This is a genomic window from Pedobacter panaciterrae (assembly GCF_013204795.1).
GTDB classification, from domain to species: domain Bacteria; phylum Bacteroidota; class Bacteroidia; order Sphingobacteriales; family Sphingobacteriaceae; genus Pedobacter; species Pedobacter panaciterrae.
Genome location: NZ_JABMKW010000020.1, coordinates 999,519 through 1,020,299, shown reverse-complemented (window position 1 = coordinate 1,020,299; position 20,781 = coordinate 999,519). Strand labels below are relative to the sequence as shown.

Annotated in this window: 26 protein-coding genes; 17 read left to right on the top strand and 9 right to left on the bottom strand. The window is 38.8% G+C overall.

Features of this window, described 5'->3' with window-relative positions:
* Positions 1-12: 12 nt before the first annotated feature.
* Positions 13-237, bottom strand: a complete 225-nt coding sequence (locus tag HQN86_RS23245; protein ID WP_172663252.1) for a hypothetical protein — start codon at positions 235-237, stop codon at positions 13-15.
* Entirely contained in the window at positions 237-494 is a 258-nt protein-coding gene (locus tag HQN86_RS23240) for a hypothetical protein (RefSeq protein ID WP_172663251.1), read from the bottom strand. The genes HQN86_RS23245 and HQN86_RS23240 overlap by 1 nt, the downstream gene beginning before the upstream one ends.
* Before the next feature lie 168 nt (positions 495-662).
* Here HQN86_RS23240 and HQN86_RS23235 point away from each other — a divergent pair, with 168 nt between their 5' ends.
* The 3 genes from HQN86_RS23235 (at position 663) to HQN86_RS23225 (ending at position 2,759) form a co-directional block, all read left to right on the top strand.
* Positions 663-1,073, top strand: coding sequence for a hypothetical protein (locus tag HQN86_RS23235; protein ID WP_172663250.1), 411 nt, complete (start codon positions 663-665; stop codon positions 1,071-1,073).
* Between the two features lie 205 nt (positions 1,074-1,278).
* Positions 1,279-1,698, top strand: a complete 420-nt coding sequence (locus HQN86_RS23230; protein WP_172663249.1) for a (R)-mandelonitrile lyase — start codon at positions 1,279-1,281, stop codon at positions 1,696-1,698.
* Positions 1,698-2,759: an NAD(P)-dependent alcohol dehydrogenase gene (locus HQN86_RS23225; protein ID WP_172663248.1), complete on the top strand. Its 1,062-nt coding sequence runs from the start codon at positions 1,698-1,700 to the stop codon at positions 2,757-2,759. The genes HQN86_RS23230 and HQN86_RS23225 overlap by 1 nt, the downstream gene beginning before the upstream one ends.
* Before the next feature lie 36 nt (positions 2,760-2,795).
* Here HQN86_RS23225 and HQN86_RS23220 read toward each other — a convergent pair whose 3' ends face one another.
* Together HQN86_RS23220 and HQN86_RS23215 are read right to left on the bottom strand one after the other, a co-directional pair.
* Positions 2,796-3,191 carry a VOC family protein gene (locus tag HQN86_RS23220; RefSeq protein ID WP_172663247.1) on the bottom strand — a complete coding sequence of 132 codons (396 nt, stop codon included), beginning with the start codon at positions 3,189-3,191 and terminating at the stop codon, positions 2,796-2,798.
* Between the two features lie 23 nt (positions 3,192-3,214).
* Entirely contained in the window at positions 3,215-3,733 is a 519-nt protein-coding gene (locus HQN86_RS23215; protein WP_172663246.1) for a dihydrofolate reductase family protein, read from the bottom strand.
* 219 nt (positions 3,734-3,952) lie between these two features.
* Between HQN86_RS23215 and HQN86_RS23210 the strand changes: the two genes are divergently transcribed.
* From HQN86_RS23210 to HQN86_RS23190, 5 genes are all read left to right on the top strand, one after another.
* Complete coding sequence (locus HQN86_RS23210; protein ID WP_172663245.1) at positions 3,953-4,729, top strand: phytanoyl-CoA dioxygenase family protein; 777 nt, start codon at positions 3,953-3,955, stop codon at positions 4,727-4,729.
* A gap of 37 nt (positions 4,730-4,766) precedes the next feature.
* Positions 4,767-5,558 carry a penicillin-binding transpeptidase domain-containing protein gene (locus tag HQN86_RS23205; protein WP_394367899.1) on the top strand — a complete coding sequence of 264 codons (792 nt, stop codon included), beginning with the start codon at positions 4,767-4,769 and terminating at the stop codon, positions 5,556-5,558.
* Between the two features lie 83 nt (positions 5,559-5,641).
* Entirely contained in the window at positions 5,642-5,794 is a 153-nt protein-coding gene (locus HQN86_RS23200) for a hypothetical protein (RefSeq protein ID WP_172663243.1), read from the top strand.
* 12 nt (positions 5,795-5,806) lie between these two features.
* Entirely contained in the window at positions 5,807-6,127 is a 321-nt protein-coding gene (locus HQN86_RS23195) for a hypothetical protein (RefSeq protein WP_172663242.1), read from the top strand.
* A gap of 89 nt (positions 6,128-6,216) precedes the next feature.
* Positions 6,217-6,852 (top strand): DUF6266 family protein, encoded by a 636-nt coding sequence (locus HQN86_RS23190; protein ID WP_172663241.1) that lies wholly within the window; start codon positions 6,217-6,219, stop codon positions 6,850-6,852.
* On the opposite strand, the gene HQN86_RS23185 is transcribed toward HQN86_RS23190, so the two are convergent.
* Positions 6,849-7,685 carry an oxidoreductase gene (locus HQN86_RS23185; protein ID WP_172663240.1) on the bottom strand — a complete coding sequence of 279 codons (837 nt, stop codon included), beginning with the start codon at positions 7,683-7,685 and terminating at the stop codon, positions 6,849-6,851. The genes HQN86_RS23190 and HQN86_RS23185 overlap by 4 nt on opposite strands.
* Before the next feature lie 154 nt (positions 7,686-7,839).
* Here HQN86_RS23185 and HQN86_RS23180 point away from each other — a divergent pair, with 154 nt between their 5' ends.
* Positions 7,840-8,832, top strand: a complete 993-nt coding sequence (locus HQN86_RS23180; RefSeq protein WP_172663239.1) for a TerC/Alx family metal homeostasis membrane protein — start codon at positions 7,840-7,842, stop codon at positions 8,830-8,832.
* Positions 8,833-8,963: 131 nt separating this feature from the next.
* On the opposite strand, the gene HQN86_RS23175 is transcribed toward HQN86_RS23180, so the two are convergent.
* The 4 genes from HQN86_RS23175 to HQN86_RS23160 form a co-directional block, all read right to left on the bottom strand.
* Positions 8,964-10,268: an OmpA family protein gene (locus HQN86_RS23175; RefSeq protein ID WP_172663238.1), complete on the bottom strand. Its 1,305-nt coding sequence runs from the start codon at positions 10,266-10,268 to the stop codon at positions 8,964-8,966.
* A 229-nt stretch (positions 10,269-10,497) separates the two neighbouring features.
* Positions 10,498-11,886: an MBL fold metallo-hydrolase gene (locus tag HQN86_RS23170; RefSeq protein WP_172663237.1), complete on the bottom strand. Its 1,389-nt coding sequence runs from the start codon at positions 11,884-11,886 to the stop codon at positions 10,498-10,500.
* Positions 11,887-11,946: 60 nt separating this feature from the next.
* Positions 11,947-12,768, bottom strand: a complete 822-nt coding sequence (locus HQN86_RS23165) for an NAD-dependent epimerase/dehydratase family protein (protein ID WP_172663236.1) — start codon at positions 12,766-12,768, stop codon at positions 11,947-11,949.
* Positions 12,769-12,978: 210 nt separating this feature from the next.
* Entirely contained in the window at positions 12,979-13,185 is a 207-nt protein-coding gene (locus HQN86_RS23160) for a cold-shock protein (protein WP_108204027.1), read from the bottom strand.
* 136 nt (positions 13,186-13,321) lie between these two features.
* On the opposite strand from HQN86_RS23160, the gene HQN86_RS23155 reads away from it, so the two are divergent.
* The 8 genes from HQN86_RS23155 (at position 13,322) to HQN86_RS23120 (ending at position 20,658) form a co-directional block, all read left to right on the top strand.
* Positions 13,322-13,540 carry a hypothetical protein gene (locus tag HQN86_RS23155; RefSeq protein ID WP_172663235.1) on the top strand — a complete coding sequence of 73 codons (219 nt, stop codon included), beginning with the start codon at positions 13,322-13,324 and terminating at the stop codon, positions 13,538-13,540.
* 53 nt (positions 13,541-13,593) lie between these two features.
* A complete protein-coding gene (locus HQN86_RS23150; protein WP_172663234.1) occupies positions 13,594-14,067 on the top strand; it encodes a YMGG-like glycine zipper-containing protein in 474 nt (157 codons plus the stop codon).
* A gap of 335 nt (positions 14,068-14,402) precedes the next feature.
* Complete coding sequence (locus HQN86_RS23145) at positions 14,403-14,729, top strand: hypothetical protein (protein WP_246269720.1); 327 nt, start codon at positions 14,403-14,405, stop codon at positions 14,727-14,729.
* A gap of 73 nt (positions 14,730-14,802) precedes the next feature.
* A complete protein-coding gene (locus HQN86_RS23140) occupies positions 14,803-15,186 on the top strand; it encodes a response regulator (RefSeq protein ID WP_172663232.1) in 384 nt (127 codons plus the stop codon).
* A 32-nt stretch (positions 15,187-15,218) separates the two neighbouring features.
* A complete protein-coding gene (locus HQN86_RS23135) occupies positions 15,219-16,295 on the top strand; it encodes a sugar transferase (RefSeq protein ID WP_172663231.1) in 1,077 nt (358 codons plus the stop codon).
* 52 nt (positions 16,296-16,347) lie between these two features.
* Positions 16,348-17,028 carry a TolC family protein gene (locus HQN86_RS23130; RefSeq protein ID WP_172663230.1) on the top strand — a complete coding sequence of 227 codons (681 nt, stop codon included), beginning with the start codon at positions 16,348-16,350 and terminating at the stop codon, positions 17,026-17,028.
* A 21-nt stretch (positions 17,029-17,049) separates the two neighbouring features.
* On the top strand, positions 17,050-19,188 hold the full coding sequence (locus HQN86_RS23125) for a GumC family protein (protein ID WP_172663229.1): 2,139 nt from the start codon (positions 17,050-17,052) through the stop codon (positions 19,186-19,188).
* A 9-nt stretch (positions 19,189-19,197) separates the two neighbouring features.
* Positions 19,198-20,658 (top strand): O-antigen ligase family protein, encoded by a 1,461-nt coding sequence (locus HQN86_RS23120; protein ID WP_172663228.1) that lies wholly within the window; start codon positions 19,198-19,200, stop codon positions 20,656-20,658.
* The last annotated feature ends 123 nt before the right edge of the window (positions 20,659-20,781 follow it).

The following is a 20,781-nucleotide window of genomic DNA, read 5'->3' as shown; positions in this document are numbered from 1 at the left end:
TCTCACTAATTATTAAAACATGGTTATGATTCTAGCACCGCCAGATTTTCCTTTATTTGTTCCAGAAATTGCTAATCTTATTTTATACAAATTTTGACCTAGATCAGTTCCTTTAATCGGATTCTCTTCTAATTCTTCAATTAAAGCATTTAGGTCTTTTAAAATTCCTTTATGTTTTTTTGCTATTTGCTTTAATTCTTTTTTAAAATCGGAGGTTAAAACAATCTCGAATGCCATTATTGATCAAGTTCCGCTTCAATCTCCAATATAGCTGCTTTTGCATCTTGAAGTTTAATCTTTCCCTCCTGATGCAATTTGATTTGCTCGAAGGAACGTACTAGATTGTTGTAAATGTTCTGTTCGGTCTTATTTAACGGCCGTAGAACTTTTTCTGAATTTGAAGCTACGCTGTAATCTAGTCCTAAAGCCTCTAAAACAGCTTTAACTGCTTTTTCAGATTTTTTGTTGTCAATATTTACTGTTAACGTAGTCATAATTCAAATTTACTAAAAGTTGTTCTTAACAATCACAATCTGAGTTTCGCTTTCTGGAGAAAAGAAGATTTTGGCGTATGTTTTAAATCTGTATCGCTCAATAATAACATTTTTGTATCTGTATCCCTTTATTCTTATTCTATAATTTTGTGGAATAAGTTTAACGTTATGGGAGCAACAGAAATAAAAAAAGAGGATATCAAGCTTCGAGAAGTTTATTTGGAAGATTTGAAATCGGTTATAAACCTTTACCAGAATAGTTTAGCGCTTGTTAAACATGCAAATGGTTCTGGTAAGGTGCTTACTTCTGATTTTGGATTACCCATTGGAATTGCAGAAAAGGGCGGCAAAGTGATCGCTTATTCTCGTGTAAATATTGACAGCAAAGGAAAACCAGTTTTCCAGATTCATAGCAATGAAGCATGTGGAACCGATACAGTTTGCGAAAAGCTGAACCGTTTTTCGGAGAAACGTTTTACGGCGATCTGGGGTGCTGATGCAGCGCAAAGTCTATCATCTAATAAGCCAGTTCAAAATGCCATCAACAGGTTAGTTGATTGGCTTAACCACTGCAATTAAGCTTGTTCGTAAACTTGTTTTACACTTGTTCACCAATCAGTGATTTTGGTAAGTAATCCAGTAATCTGTATACCCATCTATTAGAGAATAGCTTAGACCTTTGTGTGAGCATTAATGGAGCAAAAATAAATTGCTCCCGATGAGACACAAAGTTAGCCTGCAATTGTTAAACAATAAACAGGCACAGCTATTTAAAGAATCATAGATGGAAACAACACAAAACAGAACAGCCATTTTCCCGAAAGGAGATGAAGCCCCGGCAGATTATTTCAGCGGAACGGCATGGGTTAATATTTTAGTCCCGAAAGATGAAACGGGACATTATTCGGTTGGGGATGTGGTATTTGAGCCGGGCTGCAGAAACAACTGGCATACACACCCTGCAGGGCAGATCTTGCTAATAACCGATGGCGAAGGGTATTACCAGGAAAAAGGAAAACCTGCCAGATCGTTGAGTAAAGGCGATGTGGTAGTGATCCCGTCTGATGTAATGCACTGGCATGGCGCAACTGCCGATAAAAGCCTTACACATATTGCGATCAGCAATATCACCGAAAACGGCCCGGTAACCTGGCTGGAACCTGTAACAGACGAAGAATATAACAACGTAAACCAACAACGATAATGGAAAAGTTTGAAGTAAAAGCATATGGCACTCAGTCGGCTGAAGCGCCATTAAAACAATTGAGTATTGACAGGAGGGAGGCAACGGCTAAAGATGTAGAGATTGACATTCTGTTTTGTGGGGTATGCCACTCGGACCTGCACACTGCCAGAAACGACTGGGGAGGGACTGTTTATCCGGCAGTTCCCGGTCATGAAATAGTAGGCAGGGTAACCAAGGTGGGATCTGAAGTAAGCAAATTTAAAGTAGGAGATTTGGCTGCGGTAGGGTGTTTAGTAGACTCGTGCAGAGAATGTGCCAGCTGTAAACAAGACCTGGAGCAATATTGTATTCCTGGCTTTACGGGAACTTATAACGGAAAGGACAAACATTTAGGCGGGCGCACTTTTGGCGGTTACTCTGAAAAAGTTGTGGTTGATGAGCATTTTGTTTTAAAGGTGCCCGAAAACCTTGATCTGGCTGCTGTAGCGCCATTACTATGTGCTGGTATTACGACCTGGTCTCCATTAAGACACTGGAATGTTGGGAAAGACAGCACCGTTGCCGTTGTGGGTTTGGGCGGATTAGGCCATATGGCGATAAAATTGGCTAAAGCACTTGGTGCGCATGTAACATTATTTTCAAGATCGCCCGGAAAAGAAAAAGATGCGCTTGAATTGGGGGCCGATCAGGTTATTATTTCTACAGACCCGGCGCAGATACAGGGTGTAGCAGGAAAATTTGATTTGATTGTTGATACTGTTCCTTATGTGCATGACTTAAATGAGTATGTACCTACACTGAATATAAATGGTACGTTGGTATTGGTAGGGTATCTTGGTGGGCTTGATCCGTTGTTGAACTCTGTACCTATGATTATGGGGAGGAAATCTGTTGCAGGATCGTTAATTGGTGGAATTGCCGAAACACAGGAGATGCTTGATTTCTGTGGGGAACACAATATTGTTTCGGAGATAGAGGTAATTAAGATGCAGGAGATTAATGAAGCGTATGAGCGTATGCTGAAAAGCGATGTGCGGTATCGCTTTGTAATTGATATGGCGTCGTTAAAGAATAATTAGGATTACAAATAAACAGGGCAGTATGCCCTGTTTATTTTAACAGTTAAATACATTCCATTTATGCCCATCAGGGTCTGAAAATCCAAAGCCATAATAACCCGGGCCAAATTCAGCAGGTTCATCAAAGATCTTGCCGCCGCCATTCCTGACTTCAACAGCCCATTTATCGGCTTCTTCTTTATTATCTGCCCAAAGTGTGAAAATCACTTCATTTCCTTTAGACAAATCTGCTACTTCTCCTCTCAACGCATTTTTTAGAGAATCTTGTACAAAGAAATTGATCACAAAATCATCATTGCCAAATAGAAAACTGGTGATTTCATCGGTTTTGTCGTAGCCTTCATTGGGTTTAAAGCCCAAGGCGCTATAAAAATTCCTGGTAGTGGTTACATCTTTTACGCCCAAATTGGCCCAGATTTTTGTTGGTCTCATGGTATCTAGTTTTATAGTGTTGATTAATTGTTTGTTATTGAATAATGTAACTGAACAGTATTGTTGTTCAATTTGTTTACTTCGAGGAGGGAAAGTTTATACTCTGCTTCTTCGATGTCTTTGAGCAATGGCAGGCCGTTGCCAAATAGTACCGGTTCTACAACCAGGATGATTTCATTCACCAGGCCTGCTTTGACAAATGCACTTACGGTTTGCGTACCACCTATAATAACGGCTTCGGTGTGTCCTCTTGCGGCAAGCTGTTCTATGATTTTTTCCGGGCTGTCATCAGTAAAAAGTACATTGGATTGGGCAGGTTCGGCCATGGTATTGTGAGTGAGCACAACCAGTGATCCTTCTTTAATGGGTAGGTAGTCTGGTGCAAGTACATTATAGGTTGTTTTTCCCATGATCACGGCTTGTGTGCGCAGACTGATGGCCATAAAGCCTTCACCGTATTCCTGCGACAACCAGTCGGGTACGTTTCTGTTATTGCTGATCAGGCCATTGGCAGAGGCAGCGAGGTAGATGATTGTTCTCATACTTAGTTGTTTTTGTATATCCAAAGGTAATCTGGAGGAATGGGGTAGAAAACCTGCAAAGACGACTTATTGAGGGGGCGTTTGCGACAGTAGGAGGAAAATTAATATATTTGGAATATGAGAATGACCGTAATGTTATAATATAAATTTTCAAGTCGTAAGGCTAATGTCCCGGAGGGACACTAATTCTTTATTGTCTGAATTTTTATATAAAACATTATGCACGACATCTTAAATCCACAGCAAATACAATCTTTTATTGCAGATGGCTTTGTCCGTATTGATAACGCTTTTCCTGCCGATCTTGCCGCTGAGGCGAGAAATATCCTTTGGAAAGACATTCCTGCTGATCCTAATGACAGTAGCACATGGGCGAAACCGGTGGTGTGGCTGGGTATGTATACGCAGGCGCCATTTATTAAGGCGGCGAATACCCCTATTCTTCATGCTGCATTCGATCAGCTGGTTGGTAAAGAAAAATGGATACCGTGCATGAGCATGGGAGCTTTTCCAGTTCGTTTCCCATCGGAAGTTGATTCGGATGATACCGGCTGGCACGTAGATGCAGGTTTTTCCGGAGCAGATCCTAATGACTTTTTCGCCGCCCGAATCAATGTATATTCAAAAGGCCGTGGCTTGCTGATGCTGTTTCTATTTTCGGATGTAAGCGAGAGAGATGCGCCGACCAGGATTTTAAAAGGTTCGCATATGGATGTTGCCAGATTGCTGAAACCCGAAGGTGAAGAAGGGCTATCTTTTATGGAACTGGCAAATAGGTTGCCTGAATTACCCAAGAGAGAGGAAGCTTTGGCTGTCGGCAAGGCCGGAACGGTATACCTTTGTCATCCTTTTTTGGTTCATGCGGCGCAAAGACATCGCGGTACTGTGCCTAAGTTTATGGCGCAGCCACCGTTGTTGCTTAGGAGCGGTTTTGATATCAGTAGTACAGGCCCATGTAGCCCGGTAGAGGAAGCGATAAGAAATGTGTATTTTTAAAAATAAAATGAAAAGATTCCTTTTAGTAGCCTTATACATGCTGGCAATTAGCCCGGTAGTGTTTTGTCAGTCAAAACAGACCATCGTTCGTTCTGATTTCAAAAAATACTTTGATGAGTGTGGAGTGGAAGGTGGTATAGCAATTTATGATTACAAAAAGCATCAATGGATCCTTTCTGATACCATTAATACAAGGCGGGAAACCTTGCCTGCTTCTACATTCAAAATCATTAATATGCTGATTGCCCTTGAAACAGGAACCATACCGAATGAGAACTATATGGTTAAATGGCCAGGAAAAACCGATACCACAAAATACGGCTACAGACCTGAAATTTATCATGATATAAGTGTAAAGAACGCATTTGAAGTTTCTGCCGGCTGGGCGTTTATAGAGCTTGCAAAAAAGATTGACAGAAGTGTATACAAGAAATACCTTACTCAATGCGGATACGGCAATGCAGGCCTTTCGGAACCTGATGCAGACTTTTGGAACTTTGGTCCCCTTGGTATTTCACCTGTAAGCCAGGTTGAATTTCTTAAAAAACTGTACGATGGGAAACTCCCGTTCTCTAAAAAGAATATGGATATCGTAAAGCGGGTAATGATAAGCGAGCAAAATAAAACTTATACCATCCGCTCCAAAACAGGATGGACGATGGCAGATCAGATCAACACAGGATGGTGGGTTGGTTACGTGGAAAAACAAAATGATGTTTATTTTTTTGCGACAAGATTACTGCAGGATCGAAAAAATAACCGACCTGATTTTTCTGAGTGCCGTAAGAAAATTACCAGGTCGGTGATGAAAGATTTGAAAATCATGTAAAGTTTTTTTGTTTTCTTCTACCTGTTAGGTCTTAGTTAGCCGTATTGGTTATATATGAGGGAATATAAACCTCTTTGTAAGCAATGGAAAAAGACGCTAAGACATTACTTGATAAATACAGAAAGGGACTTTGTACGCCTGCTGAAAAGGCAGTTGTGGAAAGATGGTATTACCAATTGAAAGACGAGGTTCAGCTAAATGAGAGCCGAATTGATGAAGTTGGATATGACATCTAGAACCAGCTGTCTTTGGAAAGTAAAGTACAGCCTCGTAGTTATAAGCTATGGCCGCGTATAGCTGCGGCAGCAGCAATATTTTTGGTTGTTGGCGCCGGGTTGTTCTTTTATACATCCTACTACGCACCCCGCCCTGAAGGTGGCCGTCATCCTGAACTTGTTTCAGGATCTCATGACATTGAGCCCGGCCGTAACACAGCAACTATAACTCTTGCCAACGGTAAAACCATTCAACTTAGCGATGCTAAAACCGGAGTTGTTATAGATGCCGCTAATTTGAAGTATAACGATGGTAGTGCGGTGGAGACGGGCGATGCCCGTCATCTCCTTTGATTAACCAAAGGAGATGACGGCCCCTATTTTTGGGAGCCTCTTTTTTATTTAAAAAGAGATAGAAATGGATTTATTTAAAAGGGAAAGAAATGGGGGTTTTTAATAGTGATAAATCTTACCGGTATACCGGTAAAGTTGGGAATTTGGTGAGCTACCATATATTAGATAAAAATGTGGTTAGGATGGTGGGTATGATTACAAAACCGCCTTCTATTAAACAATTGATTTGCAGGCAGGAAATGGCAGTAGTGGTAAAGTTTTTATATCCGTTTACTGAGTTTATTAATGCTGGTTTTATGCTCAAAGCCAGGGCTGCGGTAAAATATCCGTACAATATAGCCCTAAGCTATAATAAAATGAACACCTTAAAAGGCTTGTATCCTGATATTAAAATGGATTATCCTAAAGTAATGGTTTCGCAGGGGAGTTTGCGTGTTGCAGCGAATCCGACGGTTGAGATGGTGCCGGAAGGGTTAAGATTTAGGTGGACGGTATTGCCGGAAATGGTATTAGCTGAGAAAAGCCAAAGGGTGATGATACTGGTTTATTTCCCTGACCTGGAAATTGGCCTTTACAGTATTGATGGTGCAAAGCGAAGTGAGGGAAAGGAGCTATTTGTTTTACCTTTAGAACTGAGGTTAGCGAGAATGGAAACTTATATTTCATTTATGGCCACACCGGGTTGCGATGTGGCCAACAGTGTGTATGTAGGCGGTTTAAATTAAGGTTTGGGGAAATCTGCACCAACGGTGGTTTCTTCCCATGCATCAAAATCATGTGCCAGTTCTTCGATTTTTTTACGGGCATTTTTTAATGCTGCGGCACCTAATAATAAGCGTAATGGAGGGTTTTCGGTCTCTACTACTTTAATGATGGCCTGAGCGGCGCGTACCGGGTCGCCGGGTTGGTTGCCATTGTAAGCCCTGATGTTGTCTTTATTCGCACCTGCGGTTGTTTTGTAATCTTCAATTTCGTTTTGTACTTCGTTGGCCGAACGCCCGGCCCAATCTGTACGGAAGCCGCTTGGTGCTACAATGGTTACTTTTATGCCAAGGGGGGCGGTTTCTTTTGCCAGTGATTCGGAAAACCCATCAACAGCAAATTTAGTTGCATTGTAATAAGCTAATGCTGGAAAGGCCATTAAGCCTCCGATTGAAGCGATATTGATGATGTGGCCACTCCGTTGTTTTCTCATATGGGGCAGCACTGCTTTTGTCATGTTGGCCAGCCCGAAGAAGTTGATATCGAACATTCTTCTGGTTTCGTGCTCGTCGCTGGCTTCTACTGAACCAAAGTAGCCAATGCCGGCATTGTTTACCAATACATCAACCCGTCCGAATATTTCGGTTAGTTGCTTTACGGCATCAGTAATATGATCTTGCCTGGTTACATCAAGCGTTATAGCTATTGAGGTTTCCGGGTATTGTTTAACGATATCTTCTACGTCGGCAATGTTACGGGCAGCAACTCCAGCTTTGTAGCCAAGTTCGAGTACTTGTTTTGCTAATTCCCGGCCAAAGCCTGTTGAACAGCCTGTTATGAGCCATACTTTTTCCATAATATGTGTTTTATAATTTTATATCTAAATAACAGTATAAGCGGAAGATGGTTGTCAGTATTTGATCATTTTAAATGATTGCAGAAATTTTAAATGACATGTTTAAAACCGATCTTTTTTAGCATTTTAGTGGAATTTCAAAATAGAAGTTAAAATGAGTAATAATTTGATTGATCACCCCGGGGTGATTACGGGATTTGCAGTTGTTGTTGTTGTGATGCTGCTTTTAGATTTGGGTGTATTTAATAAAAAAGTACATGCTGTAAGTAGTAAAGAAGCCGCTATATGGTCTGTGGTATGGATAAGCTTATCCATGATATTTAGTGGGGTAATTTACCTGACTTCGGGTTTTGAAAAGTTTACACAATTTCAATCGGCCTATTGGATAGAAAAGGCGCTATCGGTTGATAATCTTTTTGTGTTTATTCTGGTGTTCGGGTTTTTTAATGTGCCTAAGGAATTGCACCATAAAGTGTTGTTTTGGGGAATTATTGGGGCATTGGTGTTTCGCGCCATTTTCATATTTGCAGGTGTTGGGTTGATTAATTTAACTTATTTGCCTGAAATGACGGTGTTTGGCGAACTGATACGCATTAATGTTGTTTTACTGATTTTTGGGTTGTTTCTTATTTATGCCGGTATTAAATCTGGCCTGGCAAATGATCATGATGATGAGGACAAAGATTTTAGCAAAAGCCCTGGCGCCCGCCTGATTTACAAGTTCTTTAAAGTGAGTAAGGAGTTTGATGGTGCCAAGTTTTTTACGGTACAAAATGGTGTAAGACTGGCTACTCCTTTATTGGTTGTTGTAGCGGTTATTGAATTTACAGATCTATTGTTTGCAGTAGATTCTATTCCTGCAATTTTTGCCATTGCACCTGATGATCCGCTAATTTTATATACGTCTAATATTTTCGCTATTCTTGGATTGAGGGCTTTGTATTTTCTGCTGGCTAACTTTATTTATATGTTTAGTTTGCTGAAATATGGTTTGGCGGTTATACTGGCGTTTATTGGGGTTAAAATGGTGATTGCACCTTTTTATCATATTTCATCGCCGTTGTCGTTGTCTATTGTTGGAGGCGTTTTGGTGTTGAGTGTAGTGGCTTCGCTGGTGTTTTCGCCTAAGAAGGGGGTTGAGGGGTAAGAGGTAAGTTGGCATAATCAAGGGATCTCTCCTGGAGTCTCGTTAAATAAGAAAGCCTGGTCATTTGACCAGGCTTTCTTATTTAACGAGACTAGTATTTAAACTAGTGAGGTATTTAGACTAGTGAGATACTAGTATAAAGTAAATTCAACTCTACGGTTTTTCTGACGACCATCAGCAGTTTTGTTAGATGCGATAGGTTGGTTTGGACCGTAACCTGTTGCTTCGATACGTGAAGCGTTTGCACCTTGTGATACCAAATAAGTTTTGATAGCTTCTGCTCTGTCTTTAGATAAACGTAAGTTTAACGCCATTGAACCAGTGTTATCTGTGTGACCAGCTAATTTCAAGCTAAAGTCTTTAGCTACTAGTAATTCAGCTACTTTATTTAAAGTTGCATATGAAGTAGAACGTATAGTTGATTTACCTAAATCGAACTCTAAGTTTTTGATTGCTTCGTCAACAACTCTACGGTCAGCCTCAGTAACAATTACTTTTTCTTTGATGATCTGAGCAGGAGCTTTTAATGGACATCCAGCACCATCTACCACTGTGTTTGCAGGAGTGCCAGCACATTTGTCGAATTTGTTAGCTACACCATCTCCATCATCATCACCTAATTGAGCTTCTAATGCTTCTTTGTCTCTTCTTGCGTTTTCTTCAGCAGTTGATAATGCTCTTCTTAATTCTGCACTTTCAGCAGCACTTTCTTCGCGGATAGCAGCGATAGGGCTGAAGTTTTGTAATTGAGAAGTTCCTTTTCTGCCTAAAGCAATCTCGATACCTGCGTGAGCATATGAGAATCTGTCGTTAGCACCAGCTGTTACCCCATCAAAGTTATTTGATTTCATGAAGCTAACTGTGTAGCCTAAATCGATGTTAACACCTTTTGATACGCCCAATTTGAAACCTGCTCCAATTGGAACAAACCAATTTTGATCATATCCTGTGCTTGCACCGCCCGGATGATCGGTTGTTGCTGCAGATGACATGTAACCCGCACCAATTGTTGCATATGGTGAAAGGAAATTACGTTTTTGGTTTAAGCTCATGTTGGCGATAGTAAAGTTACCACTAACAGCTGCCGACCAGTCGATTCTAGATTCGAAAGTTGATTTAGTACCGGCAATAACGTTGGCACCTTTAACTTTACCTGCAAGGAAATCGGCCTGGATACCAAATCCCGGTACTATTTGTTTTTTGATGTAACCACCGTAACCCCAAGATTCGTAAGGAGTATTGAAGTTTCCATTAGTTCTGTTATTGAAAGGGGTATAATGCGTTAACATACCACCGTTAAGTCCTACAGACCAGGTGCGGAAATATTTCTTAGCGAATTTTTCCGACGATTGAGAGTCAGCCTCCTGTGCAAATAATTGCGCTGATAGACCCACCATGGATAATATCATTGCTGCTTTTGTAATTTTTGATTTCATGTTTTTTATAAATTAGATATTTGAGTTCTCTTCAGTTTCATTTTAATACTGAATGATTATCTGCTTGTAATAATCCTGCCAAAGCCAGTTTTATCTAATTTTAAATTTGAATGTGCTAATAATCAGTAGATTAGTTTTGCTTTCAATTTATACCAAAAAAAGGAAACGAACGTTAAAACGTAAAGATTTTTGTATAGTATTTAATACAGTTTGTGCCCGAACGGATATTTTATAACTCGAAAGTTTCACCTTTTTCAGGTAAATTAACTTTGTAGCCAAGTGCTGTTAATGCTTCGCCAAGCATGTTCATGCTTTTTATTTCTCCGTGAACCAGAAATACTGATTTAAGTTTTTCGGAATCTTGCTGCTTAACGGTATTAACCAGGTCGTTATGATCGCCATGACCGCTTAACAGATCTGTTTTTTGTATGGTGGCGTAAACCATGAGATCGCGGTTCCTTAAGCGGACAATTGGATCGCCCCGTAATAACCTGTCGCCAAGTGTTCCTTTGGCGCAATAGCCGATAAATAGGATGGTGCAATAATAATTTTGTATATTATAATAAAGGTGATCCTGAATACGGCCACCCTCCAGCATCCCGGCAGACGAGATGATAATACATGGTTCGTGATAATTGGAGACCGACTGGCTCTCGCGCTTATCATGTACGTAAGAGAGTTCCTCAAATTCAAATTCATCGCCTTGTTTGCGATAGAAGTCTTGAGATTCCTGGTTTAACAGGTGGTGATGTTTTCTGTAAATATCTGTTGCAATGGTAGCAAGTGGACTATCGACGAATATTTTTACGGGTGGAAGCAGTCCGCTGCTAAAGATTTTGTTTAGGGAATATACCAATGCCTGTGTACGACCGATGCTAAAAGCGGGAATGATTAGCCTGCCCGGGTATTTAACGCATGATTCGTTTATGGTTTCTATTAACTTTTCTTGCAGGGTTACATCGGTACTGTGCAACCGGCCACCATAGGTGGATTCGGATACTAGATAATCGACCTGTGGTAGTGGTTCCGGATCTACTAAAACCGGGTAGTTGGTACGGCCTATATCGCCGGTAAAGGCAATCTTTTTCTCTACGCCTTTATCATGAAGGGTTAAAACTACTGCTGCAGCGCCTAATAAGTGCCCAACGGGGATAAAGGTTAATGAGACATTGTCATTTAAACGGAACTCTTTGTGGAAGGCTATGGTAACAAACCTGTCCATGGTGTCGTTTACATGTTTTTGGAGGTATAAGGGCTGAGGTCCTGATCTGCCGCCTCTTCGGCCTTTAGGGCGTCTGTTTTGCTTGCCAATAAATACATTTACGGAATCGTGTAAAAGTAATTCGGTTAAATCGGCTGTTGGTGGTGTGCTTAGGATTTGCCCTTCGAAACCCAACCGAACCAGTGTTGGCAGGTTACCGGAATGGTCTATATGAGCATGGGTTAGGATAACTACATCTATAGAAGCCGGATCGAAAGGGAAGTATTGGTTTTCTTCCTGAAAGGTTTCTTTTTCATAGTCGAGCCCACAATCAATTAATATATTATAATTTTCTAATTGTAAAAGATGCATGCTTCCGGTTACCTGTTTAGCTGCTCCCCAAATGGTCAATTTCATAGTTTTTGGTTATCCTAATTAGGGCAAGATATCATTTTAACAGTTAAGCGTAAACTAAAATTAGAATTTACCTTTTTGCAGCCACTGTACCCAATTGGTTATCTGGTAATTATATTTTAATACTGTTGATGATTGATTGGAGTTAATTATTTTCCAACTGGTAAGTTCGTTTATGAATGTTGGTGGCACCAGCCTGGAGTTGATGGCTGCTTGTGTATAAAACGCTTGCTTTTCTGGATGGTGGGCTGTGCAGGCATTGAATGTGTACCCGAAACTTTCTGTTTCTATGATATGGGTGCTGATGCCAACGCAATCTGTTAAATGAATTAGATTTATTGGGGATTGCCCATTTGGGGAATTTATTTTGCCTGCGAAGAACTTGCCCGGATCCCGACCAGGGCCAATGAGCCCACCGAACCTGAGTATAGTTGTTTTGAAAGATGGATGGTTTTTGAGGATGGTCTCGGCTTGTTTCATTGCTTTACCGGATGGGGTATCGGGATCTGGTTCATCAGTTTCTGATAATTCGGTATTGCGATCGCCATATACTGAGGTTGAGCTTATAAATAGTATGTTTTTGACACTGTTGTCTGCTGCCTTGCAGATTTCGGCTATTTTATCTGGAAAGCTGGCCTGCTCAGCACTGCTTCTTTTAGGCGGGATACAGATGACTAATGTGTGGCTATTAAAGAATGCAGGGTTGTAGTTTATGCTTTGTTCGTTAAAACTGACTAAATATGGTTCTATTCCTTCTGTTTGAAGGGTTGGTAGTTTATCGGCACTGGTTGTTGATCCTTTTACGTTGTAGCCATTGGCGAGTAGGTGTTTTGCTAATGCGAGGCCGTACCAGCCACATCCTAGTATGCTGATTGTTTTTTGCATGTTTATATATTTTAATTTAAAGCTGCCGTCGCTACCCTAAAGCTTTCGTCATCTCGACGATAGGAGAGATCTCTTGAATTGATATAACCAGGAGATCTCTCCTATCGTCGAGATGACGGGGAGGGTGCAGTATGACACGACATTGTTTTATACGAAAAAAGCCTGATCAGGATTTATGATACAGGCTCTTTTTTGATTGAAAGAGGATTATTAAAGAACTTTTACATTCTGAGCCTCCGGGCCTTTTTTTCCGTCGTTCAATTCGAATTCTACACTGTCACCTTCATTTAGTTCTCTGAATGAATCTCCTGCTATTGCAGAAAAATGTACGAAAATATCTTTTCCTCCATCTTCTGGAGTTATAAATCCAAATCCTTTTGCAGAATTAAACCATTTAACTTTTCCTGTTGTACGCATAGTATTAATGTTATTTCGATGTGAAAGTAATCAATTGAATATTAAAATCAAAATGTTGCATTTGGAGTTGCTTTGTTGAATTTTTGAAACTTAAAAGTTCAACTTTTGTTATATGTAATGACTTAAATGAACTTTTATGGCTGCTAAAATGAAAAAGAAGGCTGATCTGAAACCGAAGAAGAATAATTTGGATGATGATAATTTAGGATTGGATGCTGACCATTCGTCGGACCCACCATCGTTAATGACAAGATTAGACGACGATAATGACCGGATTTCAGGAAATAGGGATGGAGAAAATGATGTTGATGAAAATTATAGTAGCGTAGTTTACAGTCCGTTAGATGATAAATAACGTTTTTGGCACCATTTTCTCTAGATATGGGTAGTAAACTAAATTTTATAGTCATGAAATATTTATTTTCAATAGTAATAGCAGGGACAATGTTATTATCGGCATGCTCGAATAACAATGAAAAAGAACAAGCACTAATTAAGCAACAGGCAATTGCCGCAGTAAAAGACAGCTTGAAACTAGATAGCTTTAAAAAAGCAGAAGTGAAGAAAAAAGAGGATGCAAAAATTGCTGCTCAGGTGAAAGAAGAAAAAAGAACTTTACTATTAGCTGAAAGAAATGAAGCTGCTTCTCAATCTTCCGGAAACCGAAATTATGAAGAGCCGGCTGCTTCAAAGAAAAAAGGATGGAGTGAAGCTGCTAAAGGTACCGCAATTGGTGCCGGAGCAGGAGCACTTGGCGGAGCGCTAATTGACAAGAAAAAAGGAAGAGGTGCCATTATTGGTGGTGTTGTTGGTGCGGGTGCAGGATATTTAATAGGAAGGGATAAAGACAGAAAATCTGGAAGAGTACAACCTAAAAATTAATACAGGTTAAGATTTTACTATCTTTTAAAAAAAACGGCTGTTATTTATATAACAGCCGTTTTTTTTTGTTTAAATTTTCGTGGTATTTATTTTTAATTAAGGACTGTGGAATATATTCTACAATAAGGGTGTTTTTGATTTAATTTATACTGTGTACACAAAAGTGTGTAATAAGTGTGAAACTTATATTTAGTGTGTATACAGCCGAAAAACACCAATAAAGGCTGATTTTACTGTGAAAAATTATTGCTGGCTTGATTTTTTCAATTAGGTAATTAAAAACAGTAAAAAAAATGAGGCTTAACATCAGTTTATTAGTATTAATTTTCATCTCTTTGAGCAGTTGCACAAAAAATTCGACATTTAGCAATCCTGAAATCGCTATAAGTAATGAAGGAATACTGAGAATTGAATGTGAGAACTGTGATGTGAACTATCACATTAATAACAAGGATTTTAATGTTAGTGTTTCTAACGGAAGTAATGATATCCCATTTTATTATACGAGTGACTTTAAATTAAAAACAGAAGTAGTATCAAACGAAGATCAAAATATAAGAGTACTGGTTATTGATTCTTTTGGACGTGTGGTTTCAAATGAATTGAACACAAGAGGAAAAGGGGAAGTTAGTAAAATGGAGTTTGCTATTAAAACAAAGTAATAAGGATTAAAGTGTAGAAATTGGAAAGTGATTGAGATAATTAACTAAAGATTTTAAGAAAGGAGACAAGATTATGGAAAGTAATACAACAAATAGAAAACAGATACTGGTTGTTGATGATGAGCTAAGTATTCTTAGACTATTAACATTTATATTGTCTGCCGACTATGATCTTGTGATTAAGAAGAGTGGTATAGAGGCAATAAGCTGGTTAGAGGAAGGGAATGATCCTAATTTAATTATATCTGATTTGATGATGCCTTATTTTGATGGCAGCACATTGATTAGAAATCTGAAAATTAGCGGCCTTTACAGAGATACTCCCGTTATTTTATTATCGGGTGCAGAAGATTTAGAAGATAAAGTGAAAAATATGCCTTTTAAAATAGATAGCTACCTTGAAAAACCATTTAATCCTGCTATTTTAAAATCGAAAATAGCGCAACTAATAAACTAAAATCAAATAACTGAAGCCAAACCAACTAAAATATGACATCCCCAACCATTGAATTTCATAAAGTAAGTGCCAAAATCGTGTATTTTGGTAAGCTACTGAAAGAAGTGATATCTGAAGAACTTGATGGCGATATCACTTACCTTGAAGATCCTGCTGATTTTAAAAGGTATTTAGACAATCAATCTTTTTTGAGCGTGCCTGATATTGTATTGATAGAGGTTGATGAAAACAATCAGTGTTTTGATCAGGTAAAATACATAAAAAAGAACCCTTTATTGCAAGGACTTATCATTGTATTGCTTGGTGTTAAAGAAGATAAAGCTTGGAGGAAAAAAGCACTGGAGCTGAAAGTTAACGACTACTATACTTATCCTTTTCCATATGAAGATTTCTGCGAACGCATGAACTTTTTGGTGAAGTTTAAGCTGATTAAGCCAAAGTTGATGGACATTGCCCAGCAAATGGAAGTGGAATATAAGATTCCAAGAACCAAAAGGGTATTTGACATAGTTGCATCGGGATTTGCTTTATTGTGCTTGCTACCATTGTTTGTAATTGTGGCAATACTGGTAAGACTTGAATCTAAAGGCAAAATTATATACAAGAGCAAAAGGGTTGGCGCCGGATATAAAATCTTTGATTTTTACAAGTTCAGATCTATGAGAAGCGATGCTGATAAAATGCTTGCATCGATGGCTAACCTTAACCAATATGCTAATTCTGAGGAGAATAAAGATAATAAATCGGCCTTTGTGAAATTTAAAAATGATCCTAGAATAACCAGGGTTGGATCGTTCTTAAGAAAAACAAGTATTGATGAGTTACCTCAGTTGATAAATGTGCTAATTGGCGATATGTCATTAGTAGGTAACAGACCGTTGCCATTGTATGAAGCTGAACAATTGACTACAAACGAATGGTCGACCAGATTCCTGGGCCCTGCCGGATTAACCGGATTATGGCAAATCAGTAAAAGAGGTCAGGATGATATGTCGGAACGTGAGCGTAAGGAGCTGGATAATTATTATGCCTCGAATTATTCGATTTTCCTTGATATGAAAATAATACTTAAAACTATACCTGCATTGATCCAAAAGGAGAATGTTTAAACCCTTCTATTTTTTTAAATCATCTAATATTAACAACAAAATATAAAATTAAATGAAAAATCTATCAAAATTCACTTTAATTGTCCTGATGTTTCTAAGTCTGGATAGTTTTTCACAAGAGTCAATAATTGGCGAAATTAAATATTCTGATCTTGAAAAGTACATTGATCTGGCGGTACAAAACTATCCCAGGTTAAAGATTACTGACATAAATGTTGAAAAAGCGAAAACAGACATTTCAATGAACGCAATATCATATCTTGACATATTTAATGCTTCATACTTTTACAGACCGAATAATAAGACAGCTATTGATGTAATTAACCCTTATGCGGTAAACGGTTTCCAATTTAGTGTTAATTTGAATCTTGGGAACTTCCTTCAAAAACCTTTAGCAGGAAAAAAAGCCAAGGCAGATTATAAAATTGCAAAACTAGAGGCAGAAGATTTCAGATTAACACTTGCCACAGAAGTAAAGAAAAGATATTATGCGTACATTCAACAAATTAACCAATTGAAAATTTATACCCAAAGTGTACAGGATAATCAAAACGTAGCCGACAATTTAAAAAACAAGTTTGAAAAGGGCGAAGTAGCTTTAGATACTTATAATCAATCGAGAATAAATCTTACAATTGCCAGTACCTCTAAAATTCAAACTGAAGTTAACTTGTTAAGTGCAAAAGATGCATTGGAAGAGATAATAGGAATGAAATTATCAGAGGTTAAATAAGATATATTTACATAGTTATAAATGGACATAAAAGCATTTTTACGACTTCTAGGCAAGTACAAATGGGTTTTGATATTAGTACCCTTAGTAATTGGAGTGATTACTTATTTTCTGGTAAAGAACCTTCCCAGGCAATACAGTTCTGAGGCCCAGATTGCTACTGGTTTAATTGATCAATCTAAACAGGTGGTAGTTAACTCTAACCAGAATTCGGATATTTTTAAGATCAACCAGCAGTTTTCGAACATCATTGAGCGGATGAAAATGAGGCGGATCATGAGTATCCTTTCTTATAACCTGATACTTCATGATCTGGAAAGTCCGAAAGCTTCGTTCAGGCCTTACAGCAAACAGGTATCGGGATTGGGACAAGCCGGCATTGATGAAGTGGTAAGGCTTTACAGAGAACGTCTGCTGAACAAGCAGGTGATTACCATTAGTGATAACGCTGGTAAATACCCTCTGTATGACATCATTAGCTCTATGGGCTATGATAATGAAAGCATTAACAATAACTTAAAAGTATACCGCCCTGACAACAGTGATTTTGTAAACGTATACTATGTTTCGGAGAACCCGTTGTTATCTACATTCGTGGTGAACACGCTGTCGACTGATTTTATTAACAATTACGGTCAGGATGTTAATATGAACCAAAATAACTCTATAGAGCTTTTGGATTCGTTGATGAAGAAAAAAGAGGCTGCCATGAACCAGAAGAATGCGGCTTTGAAATCGTTTAAGATGAAGAATGGTGTGCTAAACCTGGACAAGCAGTCGGAAATGGTTTATGCACAGATCTCACAAAATGAAGAACGTAAAGCGCAGGCGATAAGGGATATTCAGGCAAACCAGAGAGCGATAGCAGATATTGACGCCAGACTTAAAGGTGGGATAGATAATGTAAGTTCAGGGAATTCTACTGCGGACAACAGGACGATCATAAATCTTAAAAACCAATTGAAATCTGCGAACAGTGCCTATATTGATGGTAATTTTAAAGCAGCAGATAAAAACAGAATAGATTCTTTGACCAGGTTGATAGATCGCGTAAGTTCAAAGATATCTGATGAGAATGTGACCAATCCGCAGGCTTCAAGACAAGGACTGATTGAAAGGAAATTAGCACTTGAAACCACTGTTAGCCAGGCCAAAGGAAGCTTAAGGTCTATTGATAATGAGCTGTCTGTTTTGAAAGCCAAATACAATACCATGGTTCCTTTTGATGCAGGGATTCAGAATTATGAACGTGATGCGGAACTGGCTACCAAAGATTACATGAACTCTTTGGATACCTATAACCAAAACAGGACTGGGCAGAATGTTGCCTTGAAACTCCAGCTGGCACAGTTAGGATTGCCGGGTTTACCTCTTGCCTCTAAAGGCATTATATATATTGCACTTTCTTACATAGTGACTTTGTTCCTGTGCTTTACCTGGATCTTAATTATGTTCCTTTTGGACCGTAGCATATTGGATTCAAAACAACTTGCGCAGGCAACACAGTCAGCAGTTTTAGGTTCGGTTCCATACCTGTCATATTCAGATATTAACATCAGGGAATTATGGAAGAGCAAAGAGAATGATCCTGAGTTTTTATCTTTTAAAAACCTTTTACGGTCATTACGTTTTGAGATTTCTGACGCCTTGAAAAAGAACAATGCCAAGATATTGGGGATCACAAGTCTTGACAGCAATGAGGGCAAATCCTTTCTGTCGGGCAGTTTGGCCTATGGTTTTGCGATGATGGGAGAAAAAGTGCTGCTAATTGGCGGGGAGACAAAAAAAATAATATCGGATTCAAAAGCGTTGGCCATAAACCAGGATTTTGAGACCTTTTTAGTGAAACGTGAAATTCAGACAGAAGATCTGATAACAATTTTGAATAAGAATGATGCGAATTCTTCTTTACTGGAGAGCCAGAGTACCACAAGTTTAAGAAAAGGCTTTCAGGTTTTAAAAGACGAGTTTGATGTGATTATTATAGATGTTAACGGGCTTAAGGACATTAACAAAGCGAAAGAGTGGTTGCTTTTTACTGAGCTAAACTTAGCTGTTTTTGAATCTGGCAGATCTATATCAGACCCTCAAAAAGAGCTGTTGACGTATATTAAGGGGCAACCTGGATTTATTGGTTGGGTTCTTAACAAAGTGAAATAATAACAACCTATGTACCAGTATTTATCATCCTTATCACAAACACGACGTACAATTATTTTGTCGGTTTTGGGGATATTGGTTGCTTTAGGAGTTAGTTTGCTGACGTATCTGGGGCCCATAGGGCCGGTACTGGTAATTGTGGCAGCACTATTTGTTGTTTTTATGATCTGTCTTTTTAAGGAGCCCTCTGTAGGGCTTCTTGTGTTGATAGTTTATTGCTTTCTATTTGGGATCTTATCGCGTGAAGTTGGTGGCATTGCCTATGGTATAGGAATAGAGATTTTTTTATTGCTAACCTGGATAACTGTGATCATTCAGCACAAACGGTATGACTGGACACGTTTAAATAACCCGCTGACCAAACTAATGCTGATGTGGTTTATCATTAGTGTAGTTGAGATCATAAATCCTGCCGGTGCCAGTGTGATGGGTTGGTTACAGGAGATAAGAAGTACTGCGCTGTTTCCTATACTGATCATCCCCCTGGTATTTCTATTGTTTGATTCTGAAAAGAAATTAAACAGGGTGTTGATATTGTTGATTGCCTTGTCGTTAATGGCAACTTTGAATGGTATTAAGCAGATACATATTGGCTTGTCGCCAGGTGAACAAAGGTTTTTAAATGAAGGAGGGGCGGTTACCCATTTGTTGTGGGGAAGATTAAGAGCGTTTTCTTTTTATAGTGATTCCGGACAGTTTGGTGCTTCGCAGGCATCTTTTGTGCTGATTGCTATTGTGCTTGCAATAGCTCCGTTCAAATCATGGAAAAGGGTACTTGCCCTGATTGCTGCCGGATTATCTTTTTACGGAATGTTGATTTCGGGAACCAGAGGTGCATTTTTTGCTTTGGTGGTAGGGGTGTTGTTTCTGATTTTTCTGACAAAGAACGTGAAAGTATTAATGTATGGTTTGATCATCACTTTATTGTTTGTCGGGTTTTTAAAGTTTACCACCATAGGTAATGGCAGTTATGAAATTTACAGGCTACGAAGTGCTGTAAATCCTAAGGAAGCCTCACTGAATGTTAGGTTTAATAATCAAATGATCCTTGGCGAATACCTTAAACATAATCCTTTTGGAGGAGGTTTGGGGGTAATTGGTACCTGGGGCAGGGAATATAATAAGGATAAATTTTTATCAACAATAGCACCTGATAGCTACTGGGTTAAAGTTTGGGCAATGTATGGCATTGTTGGGCTAACAATTTGGTTTTCTATGATGATGTATATTCTGGGTAAATGCTGTGGGATAATCTGGAAACTTAATAATGTAAAGCTTAGGTATAAGTGTATTGCACTGCTTTCGGCAACAGCGGGTATTTTTTTCTGTAGCTATGGTAACGAAGTAATCAATTCAATGCCATCGGCAGTGGTAGCCTCTGTATCGTTGGCATTTATATTTCAGAGCGTGTATTTTGATAAAAAAGATCCATTACCATCAATAAATAACGAACCTAAACTAACCAGCTAATGCCATTTGAAATTTTTGTTATTCCGGGTGTAATATGTTTTATAATCGCCTTTTTTTTGGAGATAAAAGACAAAAAATAAATTTTGCTTTGGTCTAATTACGAACTTGTATTGGACTCAATTA